General features: G+C 40.4%; 19 protein-coding genes. 13 read left to right on the plus strand and 6 right to left on the minus strand.

The features are described 5' to 3' along the window. Nucleotides 1-61: 61 nt before the first annotated feature. Nucleotides 62-307 (plus strand): hypothetical protein, encoded by a 246-nt coding sequence (locus tag GFH32_RS10045; protein WP_153511487.1) that lies wholly within the window; start codon nt 62-64, stop codon nt 305-307. Between the two features lie 187 nt (nt 308-494). Here the strand turns inward: GFH32_RS10045 and GFH32_RS10050 are convergent, their stop codons facing one another. Further along, entirely contained in the window at nt 495-1,178 is a 684-nt protein-coding gene (locus tag GFH32_RS10050; protein ID WP_153511488.1) for an SIR2 family NAD-dependent protein deacylase, read from the minus strand. Between the two features lie 96 nt (nt 1,179-1,274). Beyond that, nucleotides 1,275-1,568 carry a YgaP family membrane protein gene (locus GFH32_RS10055; protein WP_153511489.1) on the minus strand — a complete coding sequence of 98 codons (294 nt, stop codon included), beginning with the start codon at nt 1,566-1,568 and terminating at the stop codon, nt 1,275-1,277. Nucleotides 1,569-1,690: 122 nt separating this feature from the next. On the opposite strand from GFH32_RS10055, the gene GFH32_RS10060 reads away from it, so the two are divergent. The 8 genes from GFH32_RS10060 (at nt 1,691) to GFH32_RS10095 (ending at nt 12,191) form a co-directional block, all read left to right on the plus strand. Next, the gene (locus tag GFH32_RS10060; protein WP_153511490.1) at nt 1,691-2,536 is read left to right on the plus strand and encodes an ATP cone domain-containing protein; all 846 of its coding nucleotides are present in this window, start codon (nt 1,691-1,693) and stop codon (nt 2,534-2,536) included. Then, nucleotides 2,526-3,260 (plus strand): LOG family protein, encoded by a 735-nt coding sequence (locus GFH32_RS10065; protein ID WP_153511491.1) that lies wholly within the window; start codon nt 2,526-2,528, stop codon nt 3,258-3,260. The genes GFH32_RS10060 and GFH32_RS10065 overlap by 11 nt, the downstream gene beginning before the upstream one ends. 328 nt (nt 3,261-3,588) lie before the next feature. Continuing rightward, nucleotides 3,589-4,395 (plus strand): 4-(cytidine 5'-diphospho)-2-C-methyl-D-erythritol kinase, encoded by an 807-nt coding sequence (gene ispE / locus GFH32_RS10070; protein ID WP_153511492.1) that lies wholly within the window; start codon nt 3,589-3,591, stop codon nt 4,393-4,395. A 44-nt stretch (nt 4,396-4,439) separates the two neighbouring features. Next, nucleotides 4,440-7,298, plus strand: coding sequence for a triple tyrosine motif-containing protein (locus tag GFH32_RS10075; protein ID WP_153511493.1), 2,859 nt, complete (start codon nt 4,440-4,442; stop codon nt 7,296-7,298). Between the two features lie 317 nt (nt 7,299-7,615). Continuing rightward, entirely contained in the window at nt 7,616-8,989 is a 1,374-nt protein-coding gene (locus GFH32_RS10080) for a glucoamylase family protein (protein ID WP_153511494.1), read from the plus strand. Between the two features lie 7 nt (nt 8,990-8,996). Further along, nucleotides 8,997-11,279, plus strand: a complete 2,283-nt coding sequence (gene bglX / locus GFH32_RS10085) for a beta-glucosidase BglX (protein WP_153511495.1) — start codon at nt 8,997-8,999, stop codon at nt 11,277-11,279. A gap of 31 nt (nt 11,280-11,310) precedes the next feature. Next, nucleotides 11,311-11,652: a DMT family transporter gene (locus GFH32_RS10090; protein ID WP_153511496.1), complete on the plus strand. Its 342-nt coding sequence runs from the start codon at nt 11,311-11,313 to the stop codon at nt 11,650-11,652. Nucleotides 11,653-11,654: 2 nt separating this feature from the next. Beyond that, nucleotides 11,655-12,191 (plus strand): DinB family protein, encoded by a 537-nt coding sequence (locus tag GFH32_RS10095; protein WP_153511497.1) that lies wholly within the window; start codon nt 11,655-11,657, stop codon nt 12,189-12,191. Here the strand turns inward: GFH32_RS10095 and pdeM are convergent. Continuing rightward, a complete protein-coding gene (gene pdeM / locus GFH32_RS10100) occupies nt 12,188-12,835 on the minus strand; it encodes a ligase-associated DNA damage response endonuclease PdeM (RefSeq protein ID WP_153511498.1) in 648 nt (215 codons plus the stop codon). The two genes, GFH32_RS10095 and pdeM, sit on opposite strands and share 4 nt — an antisense overlap. Beyond that, on the minus strand, nt 12,828-15,269 hold the full coding sequence (locus tag GFH32_RS10105) for a ligase-associated DNA damage response DEXH box helicase (protein ID WP_153511499.1): 2,442 nt from the start codon (nt 15,267-15,269) through the stop codon (nt 12,828-12,830). Before GFH32_RS10105 ends, pdeM begins: the two co-directional genes overlap by 8 nt. A gap of 91 nt (nt 15,270-15,360) precedes the next feature. Between GFH32_RS10105 and GFH32_RS10110 the strand changes: the two genes are divergently transcribed. Further along, nucleotides 15,361-15,921: an NADPH-dependent FMN reductase gene (locus tag GFH32_RS10110; protein ID WP_153511500.1), complete on the plus strand. Its 561-nt coding sequence runs from the start codon at nt 15,361-15,363 to the stop codon at nt 15,919-15,921. Nucleotides 15,922-15,923: 2 nt separating this feature from the next. Here GFH32_RS10110 and GFH32_RS10115 read toward each other — a convergent pair whose 3' ends face one another. Beyond that, entirely contained in the window at nt 15,924-16,559 is a 636-nt protein-coding gene (locus GFH32_RS10115; RefSeq protein ID WP_153511501.1) for a carbohydrate-binding family 9-like protein, read from the minus strand. Between the two features lie 4 nt (nt 16,560-16,563). Further along, complete coding sequence (locus tag GFH32_RS10120) at nt 16,564-17,691, minus strand: phosphotransferase enzyme family protein (protein WP_228384106.1); 1,128 nt, start codon at nt 17,689-17,691, stop codon at nt 16,564-16,566. A 212-nt stretch (nt 17,692-17,903) separates the two neighbouring features. Here GFH32_RS10120 and GFH32_RS10125 point away from each other — a divergent pair, with 212 nt between their 5' ends. From GFH32_RS10125 to GFH32_RS10135, 3 genes are all read left to right on the plus strand, one after another. Next, nucleotides 17,904-19,223 (plus strand): hemolysin family protein, encoded by a 1,320-nt coding sequence (locus tag GFH32_RS10125; RefSeq protein WP_153511502.1) that lies wholly within the window; start codon nt 17,904-17,906, stop codon nt 19,221-19,223. Between the two features lie 93 nt (nt 19,224-19,316). Next, a protein-coding gene (locus GFH32_RS10130; protein WP_228384107.1) for an IS3 family transposase occupies nt 19,317-20,674 on the plus strand; the annotation gives its coding sequence in 2 pieces (ribosomal slippage) (nt 19,317-19,652 and nt 19,655-20,674; 1,356 coding nt in all). Nucleotides 20,675-20,733: 59 nt separating this feature from the next. Next, nucleotides 20,734-21,024 (plus strand): transporter associated domain-containing protein, encoded by a 291-nt coding sequence (locus GFH32_RS10135; protein ID WP_228384260.1) that lies wholly within the window; start codon nt 20,734-20,736, stop codon nt 21,022-21,024. Nucleotides 21,025-21,086 lie beyond the last annotated feature (62 nt).

The raw sequence follows: 21,086 nt of genomic DNA on the forward strand, positions 1-21,086 counted from the left end.
TATCTATATTTGTAAGGTTCCGACAGTGTCGGAACTTTTTTTATGATTTAATTCAAGACTCATGCGCGTATTAGCCGAACTACCACATAAGGATTGTAAGATTACAATCTTTGGAATGAACCAAAAGTATATTATCAAATTCGAACAAGGAACGCTTGAACAATCGTACAAGCTCGCCGAAGCGGATGTCGTTGGCGGTGTAAATGGCATCTTCGAAATGCTCGATGAAGATTTTATACAAAACGTTGTAGCGCTATTTGCCGACATGAGAAAGGCAATTATTACAACTTACGACAAATATCAATAGATTATTCATGTAACATACATAACTATTTGATAGTTATAATCATAAAAACAAAAAACCTCTAATACAAAATTATATTTTGTGTCAGAGGTTTTTTTATGCACTCAGCATTTCCACCAAAGAAACAATTAATTAAACTTGTTATACATAACTAATTGATTCATTATTTATTATATAAACGTAAAAAATATTATTTGGTAAGTAATTCCGCCAAATATGTGATACCTTTACTTGCATTTTCCGCAATTTTATACACATTTGCTGGAATAGGTACTTGCTTCGCATTCGGGTCGATCAGGATAATTTGACACCCTGCTTTACAATCAAACAACAGGTTCGCTGCCGGATAAACTTGCAGCGATGTCCCGATAATAATAAACACATCAGCCTGCTCCACCATACTTGATGCCACCGCCATATTTGGCACCGCCTCCCCGAACCAAACAACATGCGGGCGCAACTGCGACCCCAATTCACAAAGCGCACCCATCGGTAGATCATCCCCCTGAATATCATAAACAAGATTTGCATTTCTAGACGATTGCGATTTCCGAATCTGCCCATGCAAATGGAGCACCTTGGTACTACCAGCCCGTTCATGTAAGTCATCTATATTCTGGGTAATAATTTGAACGTCGTAGTTCTTTTCTAAGTCCGCAAGGTAGGCATGCGCCGCATTGGGTTCAACACGCAAGCAATCCCGACGACGTAAATTATAAAACCGCTGCACCAGCTCTGGATTCCGCTGCCATGCTTCCGGTGTCGCTACTTCCTCGATACGATGTCCTTCCCAAAGACCATCGCTGCCGCGAAAAGTTGGAAGACCACTCTCCACAGATATCCCTGCGCCTGTAAATACTACTATCTTCTTCATAAAAATTGTTTGATCCCTATTATTTTGATGCCTAAAAATAAGAAAAGGCATCTAAGAATATAGATGCCTTGACTTTGGTTGTAATAAATAATCGTACTATTTCACGAAATAGCGATGTTCGATAACGGTAGCCTCTGGCTCTTTGGGTTCGATCGAATCTTTAATCGGGCAATAACCTGTAACGCCACGATAAATTAATGCACCCCCCAAGGTAATGCCAGAAAAGGCAGTCATCGGGTGCTTTACAATAGATTTAATCCCTCTTCCTAGTAGAAATCCGCCAGCGACTACGGATAATATTCGCTCTGATGTTCCAACATTGCCATCATGACAACTCGCATCAAGCTTGTTCTTTAGCTTATCAAAGGCATAATTTAATATTCCGCTCATGTTATTCAAATTTATAAGACTATTAATAAAACGATTAATTCTGTTTTTTGTTTCGGATTAGGTATAAATTTTGATTGCCTAGGCTATTATTCGTACTTTCATCCTCATTAAAACTAGAAACTATGCTGGTAAAGAAATATTCGGGCGATTTAGTCCCCTTCGATGAATCAAGCTTAAGACGCTCTTTAATGCGCTCCGGAGCAACAGATACTGAAGTGCAGATGGTCTATGCTAAGATTAAAGACCAGTTATACGATGGCATTAGCACCCGAGAACTTTACGAGTTGGCATTCGATGCTTTAAAATCAAAGAAAAACTCCTACGCCGCGCGCTATAGCCTAAAACGTGCGTTACGTGAATTAGGCCCAGAGGGTTTCTACTTTGAAAAATGGGTAGCACGCCTATTCCAAGAAGATGGCTATGAGGCCATCACCGGTCAAACCGTACAAGGACATGCTGTAACACATGAGATCGATGTGGTTGCTGCCAAAGGTGATGTGATGCTGGCCATCGAGTGTAAATTCCGTAATGACGAGGAAGCGAAGATATCGGTAACCACACCAATGTACTTTAAATCGCGTGTAACTGACGTCACTGGAATCGAATATCCATTTTTCAACGCCCATAGACAATTTACAGATGGCTGGTTAGTAACAAATGCTTATTTGACGACCGACTCCATCAAGTTTGGGGAGTACTATAAGATGAATTTGTTGTCTTGGGATTACCCAAAGGGCACAAGCATCAAGGCACGCGTGGATGAAACTGGTGAATATCCAATTACCTGCTTAACGAACTTGACCACGCAAGATAAAGGTATGCTCTTGAAGAATCAATGTATCTGTGTTAAAGATTTACTTAAAGACCCTAAAGTCCTTAACAACATTCAGATACCATCTGACAAGCAAACCCTAATTTTACGAGAAGCACAAGAATTAATCAACAGTCCAATATCGCATGAGCAATAAGTTTGTCAGAGAAGAGATCAGTTTTTTTAAAGGAGCACGGAGCCGCTGGAATGAGCTAAAATATGTTCTCGGTGTCTTCTTTCAATTTATGAAAGGCTTCCGTACCCTACATTTTGTCGGACCCTGTGTTACCGTTTTCGGATCGGCACGCTTTGACGAGAACCATACCTATTATAAACAAGCCCGTAGCGTATCGGCAAAACTTGCCGAGCAAGGCTATACCATTATGACGGGTGGAGGCCCTGGAATTATGGAGGCTGCAAATCGTGGTGCTAAGGATGTAGATGGAACTTCGGTAGGCTGTAATATCGTATTGCCACATGAGCAAAAGCATAATCCGTATATGGATAAGTTTGTCAATATTGAGTATTTCTTCGTCCGCAAGGAACTCCTTAGAAAATACTCCTTCGCCTTCGTCATTATGCCCGGTGGATTCGGAACGCTCGATGAGTTCTTCGAAACACTAACACTTATACAAACAAAAAAATTATCGCAATTTCCAATTGTCGTAATGGGTCTAGACTACCATCAAGGTATAATCGACCATGTCAACGAGATGAAAGTAGCCGGAACAATCAGTCCCGAAGATCAAGATCTACTCCTGTTTACTGATGATATAAACGAAGCCGTCGAGCATATCAAACAATACGCCGACAGAAACAGAATCATTAATCTACAAGACCAAAAACCAAGCTGGATATTGGGAGAAAAGAAAGCAGTGTAATTTTAGATGTTAGGTATTAGATGTTAGATTTTAGATATTAGACGTTAGATATTAGATATTAAACGTTAGATTTTAGATATTAGACCTTAGATATTAGATGATAGACATTTGTCCCTCCCTTTATCTTTAACAATCATATTTAAGATTCGAAATCTATTTTTAAAAATCTGAATGTCAATAGCTAAATTATTTAAAATCCATTTTTAAAAGATCTCGCAAACGCATCTAATATCTTACAGCCGACGCCTTATATCTAATGTCTAATATCTTACATCTAATGTCTAACGAACATCTAATGTCTAAAATCTAATGTCTAAGATCTAATACAATGTTAAAATTCGCTAACGCAAAAATCAATATTGGGTTACACGTAACTGAGCGTCGTGCCGACGGATATCATAATCTGGAGACTATATTTTACCCGGTTAAAATTTACGATGCTGTAGAGATACAGTCGGCGGAGGAATTGGGGATGGAAATCCATGGTTCGGAATTAAAGGCTGACGATGATAATCTTTGTCTACGGGCGTATCGACTGTTGGCAACTGATTTTGATCTTCCACCTGTTAAAATACATTTATTGAAGCGCATTCCAATTGGCGCAGGACTAGGAGGCGGTTCTTCGGATGCGAGTGCGACATTACAACTCTTAAACGATCAGTTTAAGCTGGGTCTGACCGATACGCAACTGGAGACTTATGCTGCGCAGTTAGGTGCTGATTGTCCGTTTTTTATACAGAACAAGGCAACCTACGCCGAAGATATTGGCACTAAGCTCTCTCCGATTGATCTTGATCTTTCAGCTTACTATATTGTTTTGTTAAAACCCGATTTACACATCTCCACAGCTGAGGCGTATAAGAACGTCATTCCTTTGACACCACAGGTCGATTTAAGGCGCGCTGTTCAACTTCCAATACAAGAGTGGAAGCTTATTATCAAAAATGATTTTGAAACCGGCTTATTCGAATTGTATCCGCAAATCGCAGAAATTAAACGTCGGTTCTATGAGCTGGGAGCAATCTATTCTTCGATGACTGGATCCGGATCGGCAGTATTTGCCATCTTTGAGCAAGAAACCGATGTCTCTGAGTTGAATGCACTGGGTCAGGTGTTCTTACCGATGGATTTATAAGCTATCGGCTGCATTTAGCTGTACGCAATTATTATATTTGTTAAATGATGCCATTTAAGTCCTTTCTATTTATTGTTTTTTTGATTTGCAACATCGGTGCAACACTTGGGCAAAACATCCCTCGTGTAGGCTCGCCCTATGTGCAACAATACAATAAATCGACTTATCAAGCTGGCAATCAGAATTGGGGTATTGCCGTTAGCAAAGAAGGTTTTATTTATGTTGCCAATACCGAAGGACTATTGAGCTTCGATGGGCAGGAATGGCGTTTACATAAATCAAAGAACCAGCGCAGCTTACGTAGCGTCAATATCGACACTGAAGGACGCATACTCGTTGGCGGCTCGGGCGAATTTGGATTCTGGAAGCGCAGTCAGTTCGGCAAAATGGAATACAACAACCTGTCGGCGCTCGTCAAAGATCAAAACGCGCTGAAGAACGATGAGATTTGGCGTATCTATACGCTCGGAAAACGTATCTTCTTCCATAGCTTCTCCAAATGCTACATTTACGAGAACAATGAGATAAAAACATTAACTGCAAACGGAGAACCTTTCCTATTCAGCCACCAAGTTGGCAATCGAATGTTCTTTGAACAACTCCCTTCAGGCCTATTTGAATTAGTGAATAATAGCCTTGTTCAACTACGCGGTGCCGCAGTATTAAAAGATAAGAATATCCTAAGTATGTTGCCATTGGATAAGGATCAGGTATTGATTGCCAGTTCCAATCACGGTCTCTATAAGATGGATAAGAATGGTCATATATCCGAATGGCAAAATCAAGTACAGCAACAACTTATACGCTATCAAGTAAACAATGGCGTTAAGTTATTTGGCGACCAATTTGCCTTTGGGACCATTCAGAATGGGGTTTATATCCTCAATAGCAAAGGAGAATTGGTGCAACATATCAATAAGAACAATGGTCTTCAAAACAATACCGTATTGAGCATGACCGTAGATCAGCAGTCGAACCTTTGGGTAGGCCTTGACAATGGTGTTGATCGTATTGATATCAATAGTCCACTCTATTATTACGCGGATCTAACAGGCAAAATTGGTACGGTCTACTCCTCTATTATCTTTCAGAACAAAATCTATTTAGGCACCAATCAGGGATTATTTGTTAGCGAATGGCATGGCGTTAATGATTATACGAATCTTGAGTTTACAATTATCCCCAATTCACATGGTCAGGTTTGGCAATTGGTGAACATGAACGGACAGCTGGTTTGCGGACATAATAACGGAACTTTCTTAGTCGATGGAAATCGAATGACAAAGATTTCCTCTATTACCGGGGCATGGAACTTTATGGAGGTTACCAACAGCAAATATTGGCTCCAAGGAAACTATACTGGAATTGGACTAATGGAAGCTGCTTCTACGCCTCGCTTTATCCGACAGTTTAACCAAGTCAAAGAGCCTATTCGTAGCATTCTACAACGCAGCAACACGGAATTTTGGGCACTGAATCAGCAGAATGTTTATAGCGTGAAGCTCAAACCAGATCTCCAGGATATGCAATCGATTAGCCCGGTACAGGCAGGTTTACCTAAAAACACCATGCTACATGGGGTTTATAATCTAGCAAACAATATTGTATTTGCTACCGATTCTGGCTTCTACCAATATGACAACATCGTAAACTCCTTTAAACCCTATACTGAGTTGAATGAGCAGTTAGAAGGCTTCTATTCGGCCAATAAGATTATCCCGATTAAAAACAACCAATATTGGTTTGTAAAGAAGTCACATATAGCGCGTGTAGAGATTTTACCTGAAGGAAAAATTCAAATCGATTCTTCCTCTTGGAACTCCTTACGAGGGAAGATGATGAACTATTATGAGCGCATTTTCAATGTGGATGATCAGGTCTCAATTATTGGAATGGATAATGGCTTTGCCATTTATTTCAACCAGCTAAGTAGCAAAGAAAAAATACCTAAGCCTTATATTACCCAAGTTTGGAATACAACCAATGGAGCCGTACCAATCTACGATGATTTATCAGTATCCTATAGCGAGAACAATCTGCGTTTTGCATATGCTAGTCCCTGGTACTCCTCCTCGAATATTAAATATGCTTATTGGCTGGAGGGATATACCCAGAACTGGTCAAATTGGGAAGATGTGACCTTTAAAGATTTCACAAACCTACCTAATGGCGATTATACCTTTCATGTGCGCGCAATGGCTCCGAACGGAACGATCTCTGAAGTGACAAGCTTAGTGCTTGAAATCCGCCCACCATGGTATAAGCACTGGTTTGCCATACTGGTTTATATTGCCTTACTGACTGCCCTGTACTTCATTGGACGCAATTACTATGAGAAACGCCTCAACGAGCAGCAAAAGAAACTTAAGGCGAAAATGTTGGCGGACCAAGAAGCCCGTTTAGCAAAAGAAGCGGAAGTTAACGAACGGAAGTTAATGGCCTTGAAAAATCATCAGCTCGAACAAGAGTTAGCTATTAAAAATAGAGAGCTGGCAAATACCGCGATGAACATTGTTTACAAAAACGAGATGCTGAACAATCTACATCATGAACTAACCAACCTGAACGATTCGAACGGTAACAAGCTAAGTTCTGATCAGTTACGTAAGGTAAGTAAACTAATTGATGAGGCGCATTCTGATGATCGCGATTGGGATTTATTCGAAAAGAGTTTTAATGAAGCGCATGAGAACTTCTTCAAAAAACTGAAGAGTGATTACCCTGCACTTGTACCTAATGATTTAAAACTATGTGCTTATCTACGCTTAAATATGTCTAGTAAAGAGATTGCTTCTTTGCTAAATATCAGTACACGCGGTGTAGAGATTCGAAGGTATAGACTTCGCAAGAAGCTGAATATTCCGACAGAGAAGAACTTAACGGAATTCTTATTGGAGTTATAATCCTGCATATTCCCCTGATTTTTAATACATCATTTCCTCAGCAATTCAAAAGTGTACTATTTACACCATTCTTATTATTTGTTGTAGCCCTTCATTGCGATAAACAACCCATATTCAGACGAATAACAGCATTTAGTGAAAACGATGAGCAGGTAAATATTCCCTGTAGTAGTAATGAGTACATGGAAAATTTCCGTTTCAAACGAATAGATGACATCTTTGTTTATTGAATAACCTGGACTTAAATCTCGGTCGACAGTAAATTCAATTTATGAAATTGCTTCAATTTGAAGCCTAACAATTCTACCACATAAACTATGACGATTAAAACACTCACGTTTACCGGAATCCTCTTGACGGCCTTTCATCTGCAGTCCTGCCAAGTTAAGCAGAACAAGCATACGGAAGACACAACTGTCATTAAGGATAGTTTGGTCTTAGAAAATGATTCCCTACTAACCAAAATACAGAAACAAACTTTTCAATACTTCTGGGAAGGCGCCGAGCCTATTACGGGTTTAGCACGCGAGCGGATACATATCGATGGAGAGTATCCTCAGAATGATCGCAATGTTGTCACCATTGGTGGTAGTGGCTTTGGATTAATGAGTCTACTAGTTGGTATCGAACGCGGCTTTATCTCGAAAAGTGAAGGTGAAGAACGTTTGCACCGCATTTTAGACTATTTAACGCGTATTCCTCGCTTTCAAGGAGCTTGGGCACATTGGTATCATGGCAATGTTGGTGAAGTGAAGGCATTTAGTGAAAAAGATAATGGTGGAGATATTGTAGAGACGGCATTCCTAGCCCAGGGATTATTAGTCGTTCGCGAATATTTTAAGAACGGAACGGAAATTCAAAAGGAAATTGCAAATAAAGCAGATAATTTATGGCGTGGAATCAATTGGAAGCACTATACCAATGGACAAAACGTCTTATTCTGGCATTGGAGTCCTGTTTATGAATTTGGAATGAATCATGCTATTCAGGGCTATGATGAATGCTTAATTAGCTATGTATTAGCGGCCTCCTCGCCTACGCATGCGATTGATTCGGCAGTGTATTATCAAGGATGGGCTAGAAACGGAACGATTAAAACAGATATCAAGAAGTTTGATATCCCGACCATTGTGAAGCATAATGCAAAAGAAGGTGAAGTTGGTCCTTTATTCTGGGCGCACTATTCTTTCCTAGGTTTAGATCCCAATGGCTTGGAGGATAAGTATGTTTCCTATGGAGACGCAGTTGTTAACCATGCAAAAATCAATATCGCATACGCAGATGCTAATCCAAAGCAATTCATCGGTTATGGACATGATAAAGCTTGGGGTTGGACAGCAAGCTACTCTGTAACGGGTTACGATGCACATCATCCAGATAATGATAAGTCGGTCGTATCGCCAACAGCAGCATTAGCCTCGATGCCTTATACACCCAAAGAAAGTATCGCTTTTGCCAATTACCTATTTAATAACCTAGGGGATAAAGTTTGGGGACCTTATGGCTTTTACGATGCCTTCAGTGAAACAAAGAACTGGTATCCGAAGCGTTATCTAGCCATTGATCAAGGCCCTATTGTGGTGATGATTGAAAACTATAGAACAGGCTTGATTTGGAACCTATTTATGAATGCGCCAGAAATTCGACTAGGTTTAAAGAAGTTAGGTTTTACAAGTCCACACTTAAAGTAATACATCCATGAATATTCGTAAAAGTATACTATCCTGTGGTTTAATCCTATCAGCTACTTTCAGTTTTGCGCAGGATCAACAGAAGATGGATCAGTTTATTGATGGTTTATTATCAAAGATGACCGTCGAAGAAAAGATAGGACAACTCAACTTGGTAACGGGCGGCGAAGCGACAACAGGCTCTGTGGTGTCAACCGATGTCGAGTCAAAGATAAAAGCTGGAAATATTGGTGGAATCTTTTCCATGAGCTCTCCAGCGAAGATCAGAAAGGCGCAGGAGCTCGCTGTTAAGCATTCTCGCTTAGGTATTCCCATTATCTTCGGTATGGATGTCATTCATGGTTATAAAACGGCATTTCCGATTCCTTTAGGACTTGCGGCAACATGGGATATGGAACTAATCCGTAAGACTGCGCGGGTATCCGCTGTCGAAGCCTCCGCAGATGGTATCAATTGGACCTTCTCACCGATGGTCGATATTTCTCGAGATCCACGTTGGGGTCGCATCTCTGAAGGCAGTGGTGAAGATACCTACCTAACCTCGCGCATCGCGAGAGAAATGGTTTTAGGCTATCAGGGCAACGATCTCAGTCAATATAATACCTTACTTGCCTGCGTAAAGCATTTCGCTTTATACGGCGCCTCAGAGGCTGGTAGAGACTACCAGGCAACCGATATGAGTCTACACCGCATGTACAATGAATATTTACCACCCTATAAAGCAGCTTTAGGTGCGGGCGCCATGTCCGTTATGACCTCTTTTAATGATATCAATGGACTTCCAGCTACAGCAAATCGTTGGTTGTTAACCGATTTACTACGTAATGATTGGGGATTCAAAGGTTTGGTAGTAACAGACTACACGGCCGTGAATGAGCTTATTGATCATGGATTAGGGGATCTACATGAAGTATCTGCACTTTCCCTACAGGCTGGTGTCGATATGGATATGGTTGGTGAGGGATTCCTGACGACACTAAAGAAATCATTAACAGAAAAGCGTGTTAAAGAAGAAGATATTAATCGCGCCGTTCGCTTTGTGCTGGAAGCAAAATATCGACTAGGCTTATTTGATGACCCCTACCGTTACTGTGATGAGCAACGTGCAAAGAGAGAGATTGGTAAACCGGAACACTTGGCACTTGCTCGAGAGGCAGCAACCAAATCCTTTGTACTCTTAAAGAATGAACAGCAAACACTCCCGTTAAAAAAGACCGGAAGCATTGCGGTAATTGGTCCACTTGCTAATACCGGCGCTAATATGCCGGGTACCTGGAGTGTCAGTGCTGATCATGCAAACACACAGACGCTCGTAGAAGGTATGCGTGAGGTATTGGGCAATAAAGTAAAGATTAGCACCCATTTAGGCGCTAACCTAACCGAGGACGCAGCCTTACAAGAACGCTCGACGATGTTTGGTCGAACAATCCCCAGAGATACAAGACCAGAGTCGGAAATTATTGCCGAAGCTTTGGAAATTGCAAATCAAGCCGACGTAATTGTAGCCGCATTAGGTGAAAGCTCTGAGATGTCCGGCGAGAGTTCTAGCCGTACAGATTTAAATCTTCCAGAGAGCCAATCAAGATTGCTTGCAGCCCTTGTGAAAACTGGAAAACCGCTCGTCTTGGTGCTTTTCACGGGAAGACCCCTAACGCTGAGCGTCGAGCAAAAAGCTGTGCCGGCTATATTAAATGTCTGGTTTGGTGGGACGGAGACTGGAAAAGCGGTTGCCGACGTGTTATTTGGCGATGTCAATCCAAGCGGTAAATTGCCAGCTACCTTTCCACAAAATGTAGGACAGATTCCATTGTATTACAGTCAAAAGAATACAGGAAGGCCTTTAGCGGAGGGTGCTTGGTTTCAAAAATTCCGCTCGAATTACTTAGATGTCAGCAATGAACCGCTCTATCCTTTTGGTTTTGGGTTAAGCTATACAACATTTGAATATTCACCAATCCAACTAAGCAGTTCCAGTTTAACGCGTTCTGGACAATTAAAAGTTGCTGTGGATGTTAAGAATACAGGAAACTACGATGGTGAGGAAGTTGTGCAGCTATATATCCGTGATATGGTTGGGACTATTACACGCCCAGTAAAGGAATTAAAAGGTTTCCAGAAGCTGATGATCAAGAAAGGAGAAACCAAGCGAGTTGAATTTACAATTGGTGAAGCGGATCTAAAGTTCTATGATTTGAAGTTAAATCATGTAGCAGAACTCGGTGCTTTTAAGGTATTTATAGGAACTAATTCACGCGATTTACAGCAAGCAGATTTTCAATTGACGGATTAAATATATTGACAAGTATGTTTATATTTACCTTATGGTAAAAATGCTCTACTTTGTCGCTTTCTGGCTTACACAAATTGTTTCCAGCATCATCTTTAAATATGGTGGGATAAATCCTAAATTCCAATGGCCAGCTTTGATCATCGGAAATGTTATTATCCTTTCCGCCAGTTGGTTTTTGGTTCAACTGTTCAAGAACTTCCCCCAACCGATTGTTATTGCGGTTTGTTCGGGCGGTACCTTCCTGACGGTGCAACTGGCGATGGCATTATGGTTTAAAGAGTCTTTAAACTGGATTCAAGTGCTTGGCTGTTTAGTCATCGTTATCGGAATGGCGATGATTACGTTTGCTGGCAAGCAGAGCCCAACCCCTTAATCATGGAAAACAAAGAAAACCTAGAAGTATGGATGCGCGGTCCAATTGCCGGAATCGCCGACCTACTACAACCTGTGGCGCATGCCCTATTACAGGTCAATGAAGATATTCCAAAGCTATTGAATAGCGATGACGAGAAATACTTATGGGAAAAACCCTTTGGAATGGCTTCGCCAGGATTCCATATCTTGCATATTATTGGTGTGATAGATCGTATGTTTACATATGCGGCCAGCCAGTCACTTACCGAAGCGCAATTCGAATACCTCGATAAGGAGAATACACCTAATCAAGATTATTCGATTGAAGACCTAATCGATAAACTCGAACAACGCATAGAACAGGCTGTTGAAGACTTGAAATTAATGAACCCCACAGCGCTCCTAGACGAGCGATTTATTGGTAGACGAATGATTCCAACGACACAGATGGGCTTATTGTTCCATGCTGCAGAGCATGCGGAAAGACATTACGGACAACTGCTCGTGACTATTAAAACCGTACGTGGTTTACATCAACAGGGATCGAGCCACACTTAAGGTAACTCCATCACCGATTGATCCACGATAGCATATACCCTATTTTGGGGCGTTTTGCGAAGGATATGGAGCCCAGTATACTTACCAAAAGCGGGTAGAGTAAGTACTCTGTTTTCAAAATGAAAGCAGGGCAATCTAAAGGTTTGTCTCCCACTTAAAAACACTTGACAACCGGGATGAATATGTCCAACGACATTGATAATATGGTTATCCAAGCCCGCCAATGGCTCATGCGAGAACAGTAAACCTTCTTCCAATAATACATGATCAACAATCCGTAATGCCGAGCGACCCCAATGAGCATCCGATAGAATATCATGATTTCCGTTTGTCAGCGTGAACTGAATATGCGGTTTCGAATGGGTATATTGACAGAATTCCTCCCATTCGGAGTTTAATTTCGAATGAAACAAATCCCCGAGAAAGAGTACTTGCTCAACGGCAAGCTCCGCTAAGAGTAAATCTAAGCGACTAAGTTCTTCAGAAACCGCTGGGGCTGGGACAAAGATTCCCTCTTTTCTGAAATGCATTAATTTCCCTAAATGCCAGTCAGAAATAACGAGAAGCTGATGTTTGGGAATATATAGGGCTTTCTGCGGTAGTAAAAAACAGTCCAGTCCACACAGCACAACCTTCTTAGCCATCTATTAATTGCAATTTTATTTTTTCTAATTTACTCTGCCAATCCTCATTGCTATAACGTTCTCTGAAAGACTCGGAGAAGATCGGAAAAGCAAATGGCGTCAATTTATCCGGCTTGCGAAAGATAATTTGATGTTTATCGATGCGCTCAAACGCCTTCATCATCCTGCCCTCCTCCAATTGAAAATCAAAGACTTCATCATAGGATTCACGCAAAAGTAGGTTGTTTGATTCATATTCAGAAAATACAGAAAAGAAAAGCGCCGCATTGGCCTGCAGATGCTTGCTCTTCATCTGCTTACCCGGAAATCCCTGAAATACTAAACCGGCAATACCAGCGATATCGCGAAACCTTCGTCTAGCCATTTCCTGCACGTTGATTCCCGAATTGATATCCGCGTGTAAATTCGCTGGAGAGAATATTTGCTTTAAGATCTGTTCGTTAAGCTCATAAGCCGTATCACTCAGCAGTTCAATACCATATTCATTCGTCGCTATACTAAATGTTGCCGGTGTAATCTGCCCTAAGCGGTACGCAATGACTTGCGCCATCCCTTCATGTACGAGCTTACCGTCGAAGGGGTAGATAAAGAGGTGGAAGCCATATTTGGTTTCGGTATATTCTACAAGGAGCTCCTCCGCCTTCGGTAAACCTGACACACGCTCCTGCTCTAGAAATAGCGGTTGTAAGAACTTGATCTCCTCCGACTGTCCCGATTTTCTATGAATATTTGAGAAGCTATGTCGGATTGCGATTCCTAAATCTGGTGATATCGCGAATCTCCCGCCCATCCACGATGGAATGACGCCTTTTTTCTTCTCCGAAGCTTTAACAATGGCATCATTTGCAATCACCTGAATAAGCTCTAGCTGCCGCCCCGAAAACCAAAAGACATCGCCAACATTCAATTTAGAAATAAAGGATTCTTCAATAGAGCCTAAGTATTTCCCGGAAAGAAACTTGACACGCATCATTAAATCAGAAACGATTGCCCCGATGGAAAGCCGATGCCGCATAGCCAGCTTTCGGCTGGTTACTTTATAAAGCCCATCGATTAGTTCCAAGCGATGGAAATCATCGTAAGCCTTTAAGCTCGTGCCGCCATGAAGTAATAATCCCATACATTGATCAAACTCCTCTTGAGTCACCGATTCAAAGCAATGAGTTTGTGTAATTTCGGCAAAAATCTGCTGTGGATCAAAGCCGTCTCCAACAGCCAGAGTCATTAAATATTGTGTGAGTACATCAAATGAACGGATATAAGGAATTCTTTGTTCAACAATCTTCTCTTTGACGGCAAATTTTAGGGAATCACCTTCAATGATTTCTAAGGAATTCGTCGGCACATAATAAATAATAGAAGTCGCATCTGGACGATGTCCTGAGCGCCCTGCGCGTTGCAGAAAGCGAGCGACACCTTTCGGCGAACCAATCTGTATTACGCAGTCAACGGGCCTAAAATCAACACCTAAGTCCAAGCTACTGGTGCATACCACAGCTTTCAAACGACCTGCATGCAGCGCCTCTTCTACCCAAACCCGGACTTCATCACTCAGGGATCCGTGATGAATCGCCAATAAGCCCGCGAATTCAGGGTACTGTGAAATAATTTGCTGATACCAGATCTCCGCCTGGGAGCGCGTATTGGTAAATATCAAAGTCGTACCATACTGATTTACAATATTAACGACTTTGTCAAGCAGACGAATCCCTAGATGCCCTGCCCATGGAAACTTTTCAAGGCTATCGGGCAGTACGGTCTGAATAGTAATCTTCTTATTGATTTTGGCCTTCACCATGACACCCGTATTGGAAGACCCCAATAAAATATCCTTTGCTTGCCCTAAATTGCCAATCGTTGCAGAGATCCCCCAGATCTTAAGATTCGGATTGATATTCTTCAGACGACTTAAGGCCAGCTCGATGAGAACACCGCGCTTAGAACCCAAAAGCTCATGCCACTCATCGACGACGATAAATTCCAATTGCTTAAAATAGTCTTGTCCTTGTTTTGTTGCCAATAGTAGATGTACGCTTTCTGGCGTAGTGATCAAAGCTTGTGGCGGATTTTTACGCTGCTTCAGTCGATTTGCAGTACTCGTATCTCCGGTACGAAGTTCGATTTGATAATCGAGATCTAGGTCAGCAGATACGCCTTCAGTTACCCGATGAATCTCTTTAGATAAAGCACGTAAAGGTGTTATCCATAAGGCATGTAGTCCTTTCTTTCGTTGCTTACTTATCTGCTGCTGATAGCTTGCGGAATAGTATTGCTGAATGACGCCAAACCAGATAGCCAAGGTCTTACCATAGCCTGTGGGTGCATTTAAAATCCCCGATCGATTAGCAGCTATTTCGGTCCAACATTGCTTTTGAAAATCATGCGCCGTCCATCCCTGATTATAAAACCATACATCTGCTAATTCGTTCTTCATAGATTCTATTGATACTTCAAATTAAAAGAAATTCACACAGAATACAACATTTTTAACGCGTAATTGTTAGTACAATGAAAGAGTATTTATTATGGGAAATATACAAGTCGGCCTATTTGTAGGTAGTTTAAGGAAAGAATCGTTTAATAAAAAGATTGCGAATTACCTGATTAGTATCGCTCCAAAAGGTTACGAATACCAACTTATAGAAATTGGACAGCTACCCTTCTACAATGAGGATCTCGAGGGGGATAAACTTCCTGCAGTTTACAAAGAATTTCGCGCAACAATTGAAGCTTTGGATGCTTTTATCTTCGTTACTCCGGAGTATAATCGCTCGGTACCTGCCGTTTTAAAGAATGCAATTGACGTTGCATCGCGTCCTTATGGCAAGGCAAAATGGAATAAGAAACCTGCTGCTGTTATTAGCTCTTCCATTGGTGCAATCGGCGGATTTGGCGCCAATCATCACCTACGCCAATCCTTAGTTTTCGTCGATGTTCCTACTATGGCGCAACCAGAAGCCTATATTGGACATGTTGCCAAGCTATTTGACGAGCAAGGCAAGCTGATTAATGAGGATACCGCTAAATTCCTAGAGGATTACCTCGCAGCATTTAGCACCTGGGTTGAACGATTTGTTAAGAAATAAGATTATTGGAATTTAACCTCGCCAAAGAACTGCGGCAAGTGGAAATTCGGTGAAGGATAATCAATGCCACTCCAAGCTATAAAATGTGGATTTGGTAAACCATCTCCACATTTATAGAAATTCGCGGCGGCTGCTTGACCCGCAAGGTCTTCTGCTTTCACACCTAATATCTCGAATGGAATTACTAAAACCTGTTGCCAAGTCTTTTTACCGAGAATCGTTTGCACCGATGATGCTGTATTAACTTTTAGGATCTGCTCACTACTTAAGCGATTACGCTCAGCCTTCACAGCACCTCCATAGCCAATTAAACCAACACCTAAGACATTGAATTCAACGTTGTAATACGTTTCTCTTTGATCAAATGAAATGAAGAATTCCACACAACTATCCTCCCACACATTCTCATTCGGGCGGATAAATTGTCCTTTTACAAACTCTTCCTGCACGTCGTAGTGCAAAATAATATGCTTGTTATCGTAAGCAACTTGAAATCTCACTTCCGGTACATATGGAAACTCTGATGTCCATGGAGCAACATTAATGTCATTCCATGTTAAAGATTCCAAAGCTTTTTTCCAATCAGCATAGCCTGTTGGTAGCTCCTGCACGTTTAATTTTGCGATTTCAAGCGTCATAAGATTACGAATTTAAGTTCTCCGCTAATATATCAGTTAAAACTTGATGATTCGCCTCTAATTCTTGAACTAATTTCAATTGTGCTTTTGTACGAACCAAATTATGCTCCGGATAGGCAATTTTATAATACGTGTCCCCATCAATATAATCCGTTAGGAATCTTACCGCTTGCATATAAGGCAGTAAGTGAACACCATGAATTAAGGATTCTGCTTCGGTCTTTGTTAGGAACTCCTTCGCTTCGGATAAATAGCCAGCAGTAAAAGCTGCAAACAATGGAATATTCAAGACAATCTTTGATACATCTGCCTCATCTTCTGCAGCAGAGTTAATAATTGTACGAATAGCATCACCAAAATCATAAGCTACGTAACCAGGCATAACCGTATCTAAGTCAATAACACATTGCACTTGATCATTTGCATCTAGTAATACGTTATTGAACTTGGTATCATTGTGCGTAATCCGTAAAGGCAGTCTATTTGCGCGTCCTAATTCTAGAACGGTACGCATTTTACCTTCACGTTCGAAGATATAATCTAATAGATCTTGTACCTCTGCTACACGAGATGCCGCATCTTTCGCAATCGCTTCACGCAGATTATTCATGCGAAACTCGATATTATGAAAGTTTGGAAGCACTTCAACAATCGTTGTTGGATCTAAATCACTCAACTGCTTTTGAAATTGCCCAAATGCCAAGCCTCCAGAGAATGCTTGATCCGTTGTTTCTAATATATCGTAGCTACGTGTGTCGGGAATAAGAATAAATATACGCCAGAAATCTCCGTTGTTATCTTCGTAATAGTGCTTGCCATCCAAAGTAGGAATTAAAGTCATTGTACGTTTTAACACTTCTTTATCTCCCAAATGCGCAAGTTTCTTTTTGAGATGATTACATACCTTCTCAATATTCGCCATGAGACCGTCAACGTTGCGGAATACATGGTGATTTATACGTTGAAGTAAATATTGTTCTGTTGTATCGGAATCCGTAATAATCTTGAAGGTATCATTGATATGTCCTGATCCAAATGGAACTGAAGAAATGATATTTCCTTTGATATTAAATTTTTCGGCTGATAGGATGCTGTTTTCTAAATTATTGGTTGACATTACTTCACTATTCATTTCATAATTTCTGTGTAAGTTCTTGCAATATCTATATTCAAACCCAATATTTAAAATATTTTTTTCAATCAAACGGTTGCATGATTTTATTTATTAACATTGAATAAATAACGAGTTCATATTTATTCTTAATCTAAGAAGATATCCTTTTAATAAGCACGTTCTATTTATATTTTTCGTAATTTAGAACATCAAAGCGAATTTGCCCCTATATGGTCACGGAAATAGTTATTATCCTTATCTTAATCATCCTTAATGGAATTCTTTCAGCATCTGAAATTTCGATTGTATCCAGTCGAAAAGCGCGCCTTCAAGCGGCTAGTGAAAAGAATGCCGGTGCTAAAACAGCGCTACTTCTGAAAGAAAACCCAAACAATTTTTTATCGACTGTTCAAATCGGAATCACTTTAATCGGAATCTTAACTGGTTTCTTTAGTGGTGGCTCTATTTCTACCTTCTTGGCAGAACAAATGAATAAAATCGAAGTGCTCGCCCCTTACAGTGCCCAAATATCTGTCATCGTTGTAGTATTGACTATCACCTATCTATCTTTGGTGATTGGAGAATTAGTACCGAAGCGGATTGGTATGGCTATTCCTGAGCGATATGCATCCTTTATCGCTGTGCCGATGAACTTCTTAAGTAAGATTGTCAAACCTTTCGTATGGTTGTTGAGTGTGTCGACAGACTTTATTGTTAAGCTGTTCAATATTCAATCGAATCAAAATGCAGTAACGGAAGAAGAAATTAAAGCATTAGTAGATGAGGGTGTCGATAGCGGTGCTATTGAAGGTATCGAACATGATATGGTAGACCGTGTATTGAGTTTAGGGGATAAAAGAGCGATTAACCTAATGGTACACCGTTCTAAGATTACCTTTTTAGATATTCAGAAATCTTTTGAAGAGAATAAAGCGTATATCCTTGCCGATGAGCATACTGAATACCCTGTATGTAATGGGAATTTCGACCATGTCATTGGTGTTGTTCATATCAAAACGTTATTTAAGGAGTACTTAACGAGTGATGAACCGGAATTAACCAATCTACTGCAACCCATTCCATTTATCAACGAGAACACCTATGCCTATAACATCATGGCTTCAATGAAGAGTTCAGGCGTGATGCAAGCTGTTGTAGTCGATGAATACGGAAGTCCGCAGGGAATAATCACCATGGCTGACTTAGTTGGTGCCTTGGTAGGTGGATTTGATTCGCCAGTTGACGACGAGAAAAGAACGATACGCCAGCGTGAGGATGGTTCCTATGTCATCGACGGAAGCTATCAATTGGATGATTTTATTGAGCTATTCAAAATTAATCTGACTGAAGACGATGAGGATGAAATCGGAAATCTAACGACGGTTGCAGGTTTAGTATTCCTCCTATTAGACCATATCCCTGAGGAGGGCGAACAAGTCGTATATAAGAACTTAGAGTTCGAAGTACTCGATATGGATGGACATAGAATTGATAAGCTTATTGTCAATGTTCAGAATGAGTCCAGCGATGAAACTGCGAATATTGACTAAAGGTCAATCTGTTCCTGTAGATTGTCAGCAAAAAGTGGACAGCTAGTATTCTAATCTTAAGGAGGGTTTTAATTAAAAACATTAGATTTAATTATGGAAACTCCAAAGAAAAAGAGCGCTGAAAAGTTTGTCAAAGACATTCGAAAACACACCCGTAGAATTTTCACTTCAGAACAAAAGATTTTAATCGTGATGGAAGCTTTGCGTGCAGAAACTTCTGTAGCTGAACTTTGTCGCAAACATAATATTGTTCAATCTCAGTTTTATTCTTGGAACAAGGAATTTATGGAAGCTGGCAAAAAACGTCTTTCAGGCGATGTTACGCGAGAAGCAACCAGTGATGAAGTTTCCGATCTGAAGAAAGAAAATGCTCGACTGAAGGAAATAGTAGCAGATCTAGTGGTTCGCTATGATATTGTAAAAAAAAGTATAGAGATGCTGGACTAATCCATAAATACAGAAAATATATGCGATTATCAGCAGGCGAAAAATACGAAATCATACAAACAGTGACACGAAGTGAAATCGGAGTGAAACCAACTTTGGACAGCTTTGGGATTGCACGTAGCACCTTTTATAAATGGTATCAAAATTACCTTAAAAGTGGCTTTCCTGGTTTGGAAACAAACAAAAGAAGTTCTCGTAGACAATGGAATAGTATCCCCCAGGAGCAAAAGGATCTGGTTGTCGAGATTGCATTAAAGCACACCGAGTTATCTTCCAGAGAATTAGCCTATAAAATAACAGATGAACAAGGTGTTTTCATTTCTGAATCAAGCGTTTATAGAATATTAAAGCAAAGAGATTTAATCCCAGCACCCAATCATTTTCTTATTTCAGCAGCTAATGAGTTTAAGGATAAAACTGCATTTGTGCATCAAATGTGGCAAACTGACTTCACTTATTTCAAGATTATTGGTTGGGGATGGTACTATTTGAGTACAGTTTTGGATGATTTTAGTCGCTATATCATTCATTGGGAATTATGTGATTCCATGAAAGCCGAAGATGTGAAAAGAACGGTAGATACTGCGATTGCTAAAGCAAAATTGAAGTCAAAGGCAAAGCCGAAATTACTATCAGATAATGGCGCCTGTTACGTATCAAATGAATTGAAAACTTATCTTAAATGCGATCTGAAGATGAAGCAAGTACACGGAAGGCCAATGCATCCCCAAACACAAGGGAAAATCGAACGGTATCACCGAACGATGAAAAACGTTGTTAAACTTAATCATTTTTATCATCCAGAGCAACTTATCGAAACTTTAACAGAATTTGTAGACAAATATAATGAAAGACGTTATCATGAATCACTCAAAAACTTAACTCCAGCAGATGTCTATTTCGGTAGAACCGATCAAATTTTAAGAAAAAGACAACAAATTAAAATGAATTCTATTCAGAATAGAAGGCAATTATATAATCAACAAAAATTACTAAATTTATAACAACAATCTCTCCTTAACGAAATAGACCTAAGTGTCCAATTTACTTTGATGACGTACAGATACGCCAGCGTGAGGATGGTTCCTATGTCATCGACGGAAGCTATCAATTGGATGATTTTATTGAGCTATTCAAAATTAATCTGACTGAAGACGATGAGGATGAAATCGGAAATCTAACGACGGTTGCAGGTTTAGTATTCCTCCTATTAGACCATATCCCTGAGGAGGGCGAACAAGTCGTATATAAGAACTTAGAGTTCGAAGTACTCGATATGGATGGACATAGAATTGATAAGCTTATTGTCAATGTTCAGAATGAGTCCAGCGATGAAACTGCGAATATTGACTAAAGGTCAATCTGTTCCAGTAAAAATATCCTCTAATTCGATCGAGTCTCTTATTTCTATTTGAA

This window comes from Sphingobacteruim zhuxiongii (assembly GCF_009557615.1).
Lineage (GTDB): Bacteria > Bacteroidota > Bacteroidia > Sphingobacteriales > Sphingobacteriaceae > Sphingobacterium > Sphingobacterium zhuxiongii.

What these genes read in the sequence shown, in the direction of transcription:
- GFH32_RS10045 (WP_153511487.1), top strand. Translation starts at nt 62, where the DNA reads ATGCGCGTATTAGCCGAACTACCACATAAGGATTGTAAGATTACAATC.
- GFH32_RS10050 (WP_153511488.1), bottom strand. Translation starts at nt 1,178, where the DNA reads ATGAAGAAGATAGTAGTATTTACAGGCGCAGGGATATCTGTGGAGAGT.
- GFH32_RS10055 (WP_153511489.1), bottom strand. Translation starts at nt 1,568, where the DNA reads ATGAGCGGAATATTAAATTATGCCTTTGATAAGCTAAAGAACAAGCTT.
- GFH32_RS10060 (WP_153511490.1), top strand. Translation starts at nt 1,691, where the DNA reads ATGCTGGTAAAGAAATATTCGGGCGATTTAGTCCCCTTCGATGAATCA.
- GFH32_RS10065 (WP_153511491.1), top strand. Translation starts at nt 2,526, where the DNA reads ATGAGCAATAAGTTTGTCAGAGAAGAGATCAGTTTTTTTAAAGGAGCA.
- ispE (WP_153511492.1), top strand. Translation starts at nt 3,589, where the DNA reads ATGTTAAAATTCGCTAACGCAAAAATCAATATTGGGTTACACGTAACT.
- GFH32_RS10075 (WP_153511493.1), top strand. Translation starts at nt 4,440, where the DNA reads ATGATGCCATTTAAGTCCTTTCTATTTATTGTTTTTTTGATTTGCAAC.
- GFH32_RS10080 (WP_153511494.1), top strand. Translation starts at nt 7,616, where the DNA reads ATGACGATTAAAACACTCACGTTTACCGGAATCCTCTTGACGGCCTTT.
- bglX (WP_153511495.1), top strand. Translation starts at nt 8,997, where the DNA reads ATGAATATTCGTAAAAGTATACTATCCTGTGGTTTAATCCTATCAGCT.
- GFH32_RS10090 (WP_153511496.1), top strand. Translation starts at nt 11,311, where the DNA reads ATGGTAAAAATGCTCTACTTTGTCGCTTTCTGGCTTACACAAATTGTT.
- GFH32_RS10095 (WP_153511497.1), top strand. Translation starts at nt 11,655, where the DNA reads ATGGAAAACAAAGAAAACCTAGAAGTATGGATGCGCGGTCCAATTGCC.
- pdeM (WP_153511498.1), bottom strand. Translation starts at nt 12,835, where the DNA reads ATGGCTAAGAAGGTTGTGCTGTGTGGACTGGACTGTTTTTTACTACCG.
- GFH32_RS10105 (WP_153511499.1), bottom strand. Translation starts at nt 15,269, where the DNA reads ATGAAGAACGAATTAGCAGATGTATGGTTTTATAATCAGGGATGGACG.
- GFH32_RS10110 (WP_153511500.1), top strand. Translation starts at nt 15,361, where the DNA reads ATGGGAAATATACAAGTCGGCCTATTTGTAGGTAGTTTAAGGAAAGAA.
- GFH32_RS10115 (WP_153511501.1), bottom strand. Translation starts at nt 16,559, where the DNA reads ATGACGCTTGAAATCGCAAAATTAAACGTGCAGGAGCTACCAACAGGC.
- GFH32_RS10120 (WP_228384106.1), bottom strand. Translation starts at nt 17,691, where the DNA reads ATGAATAGTGAAGTAATGTCAACCAATAATTTAGAAAACAGCATCCTA.
- GFH32_RS10125 (WP_153511502.1), top strand. Translation starts at nt 17,904, where the DNA reads ATGGTCACGGAAATAGTTATTATCCTTATCTTAATCATCCTTAATGGA.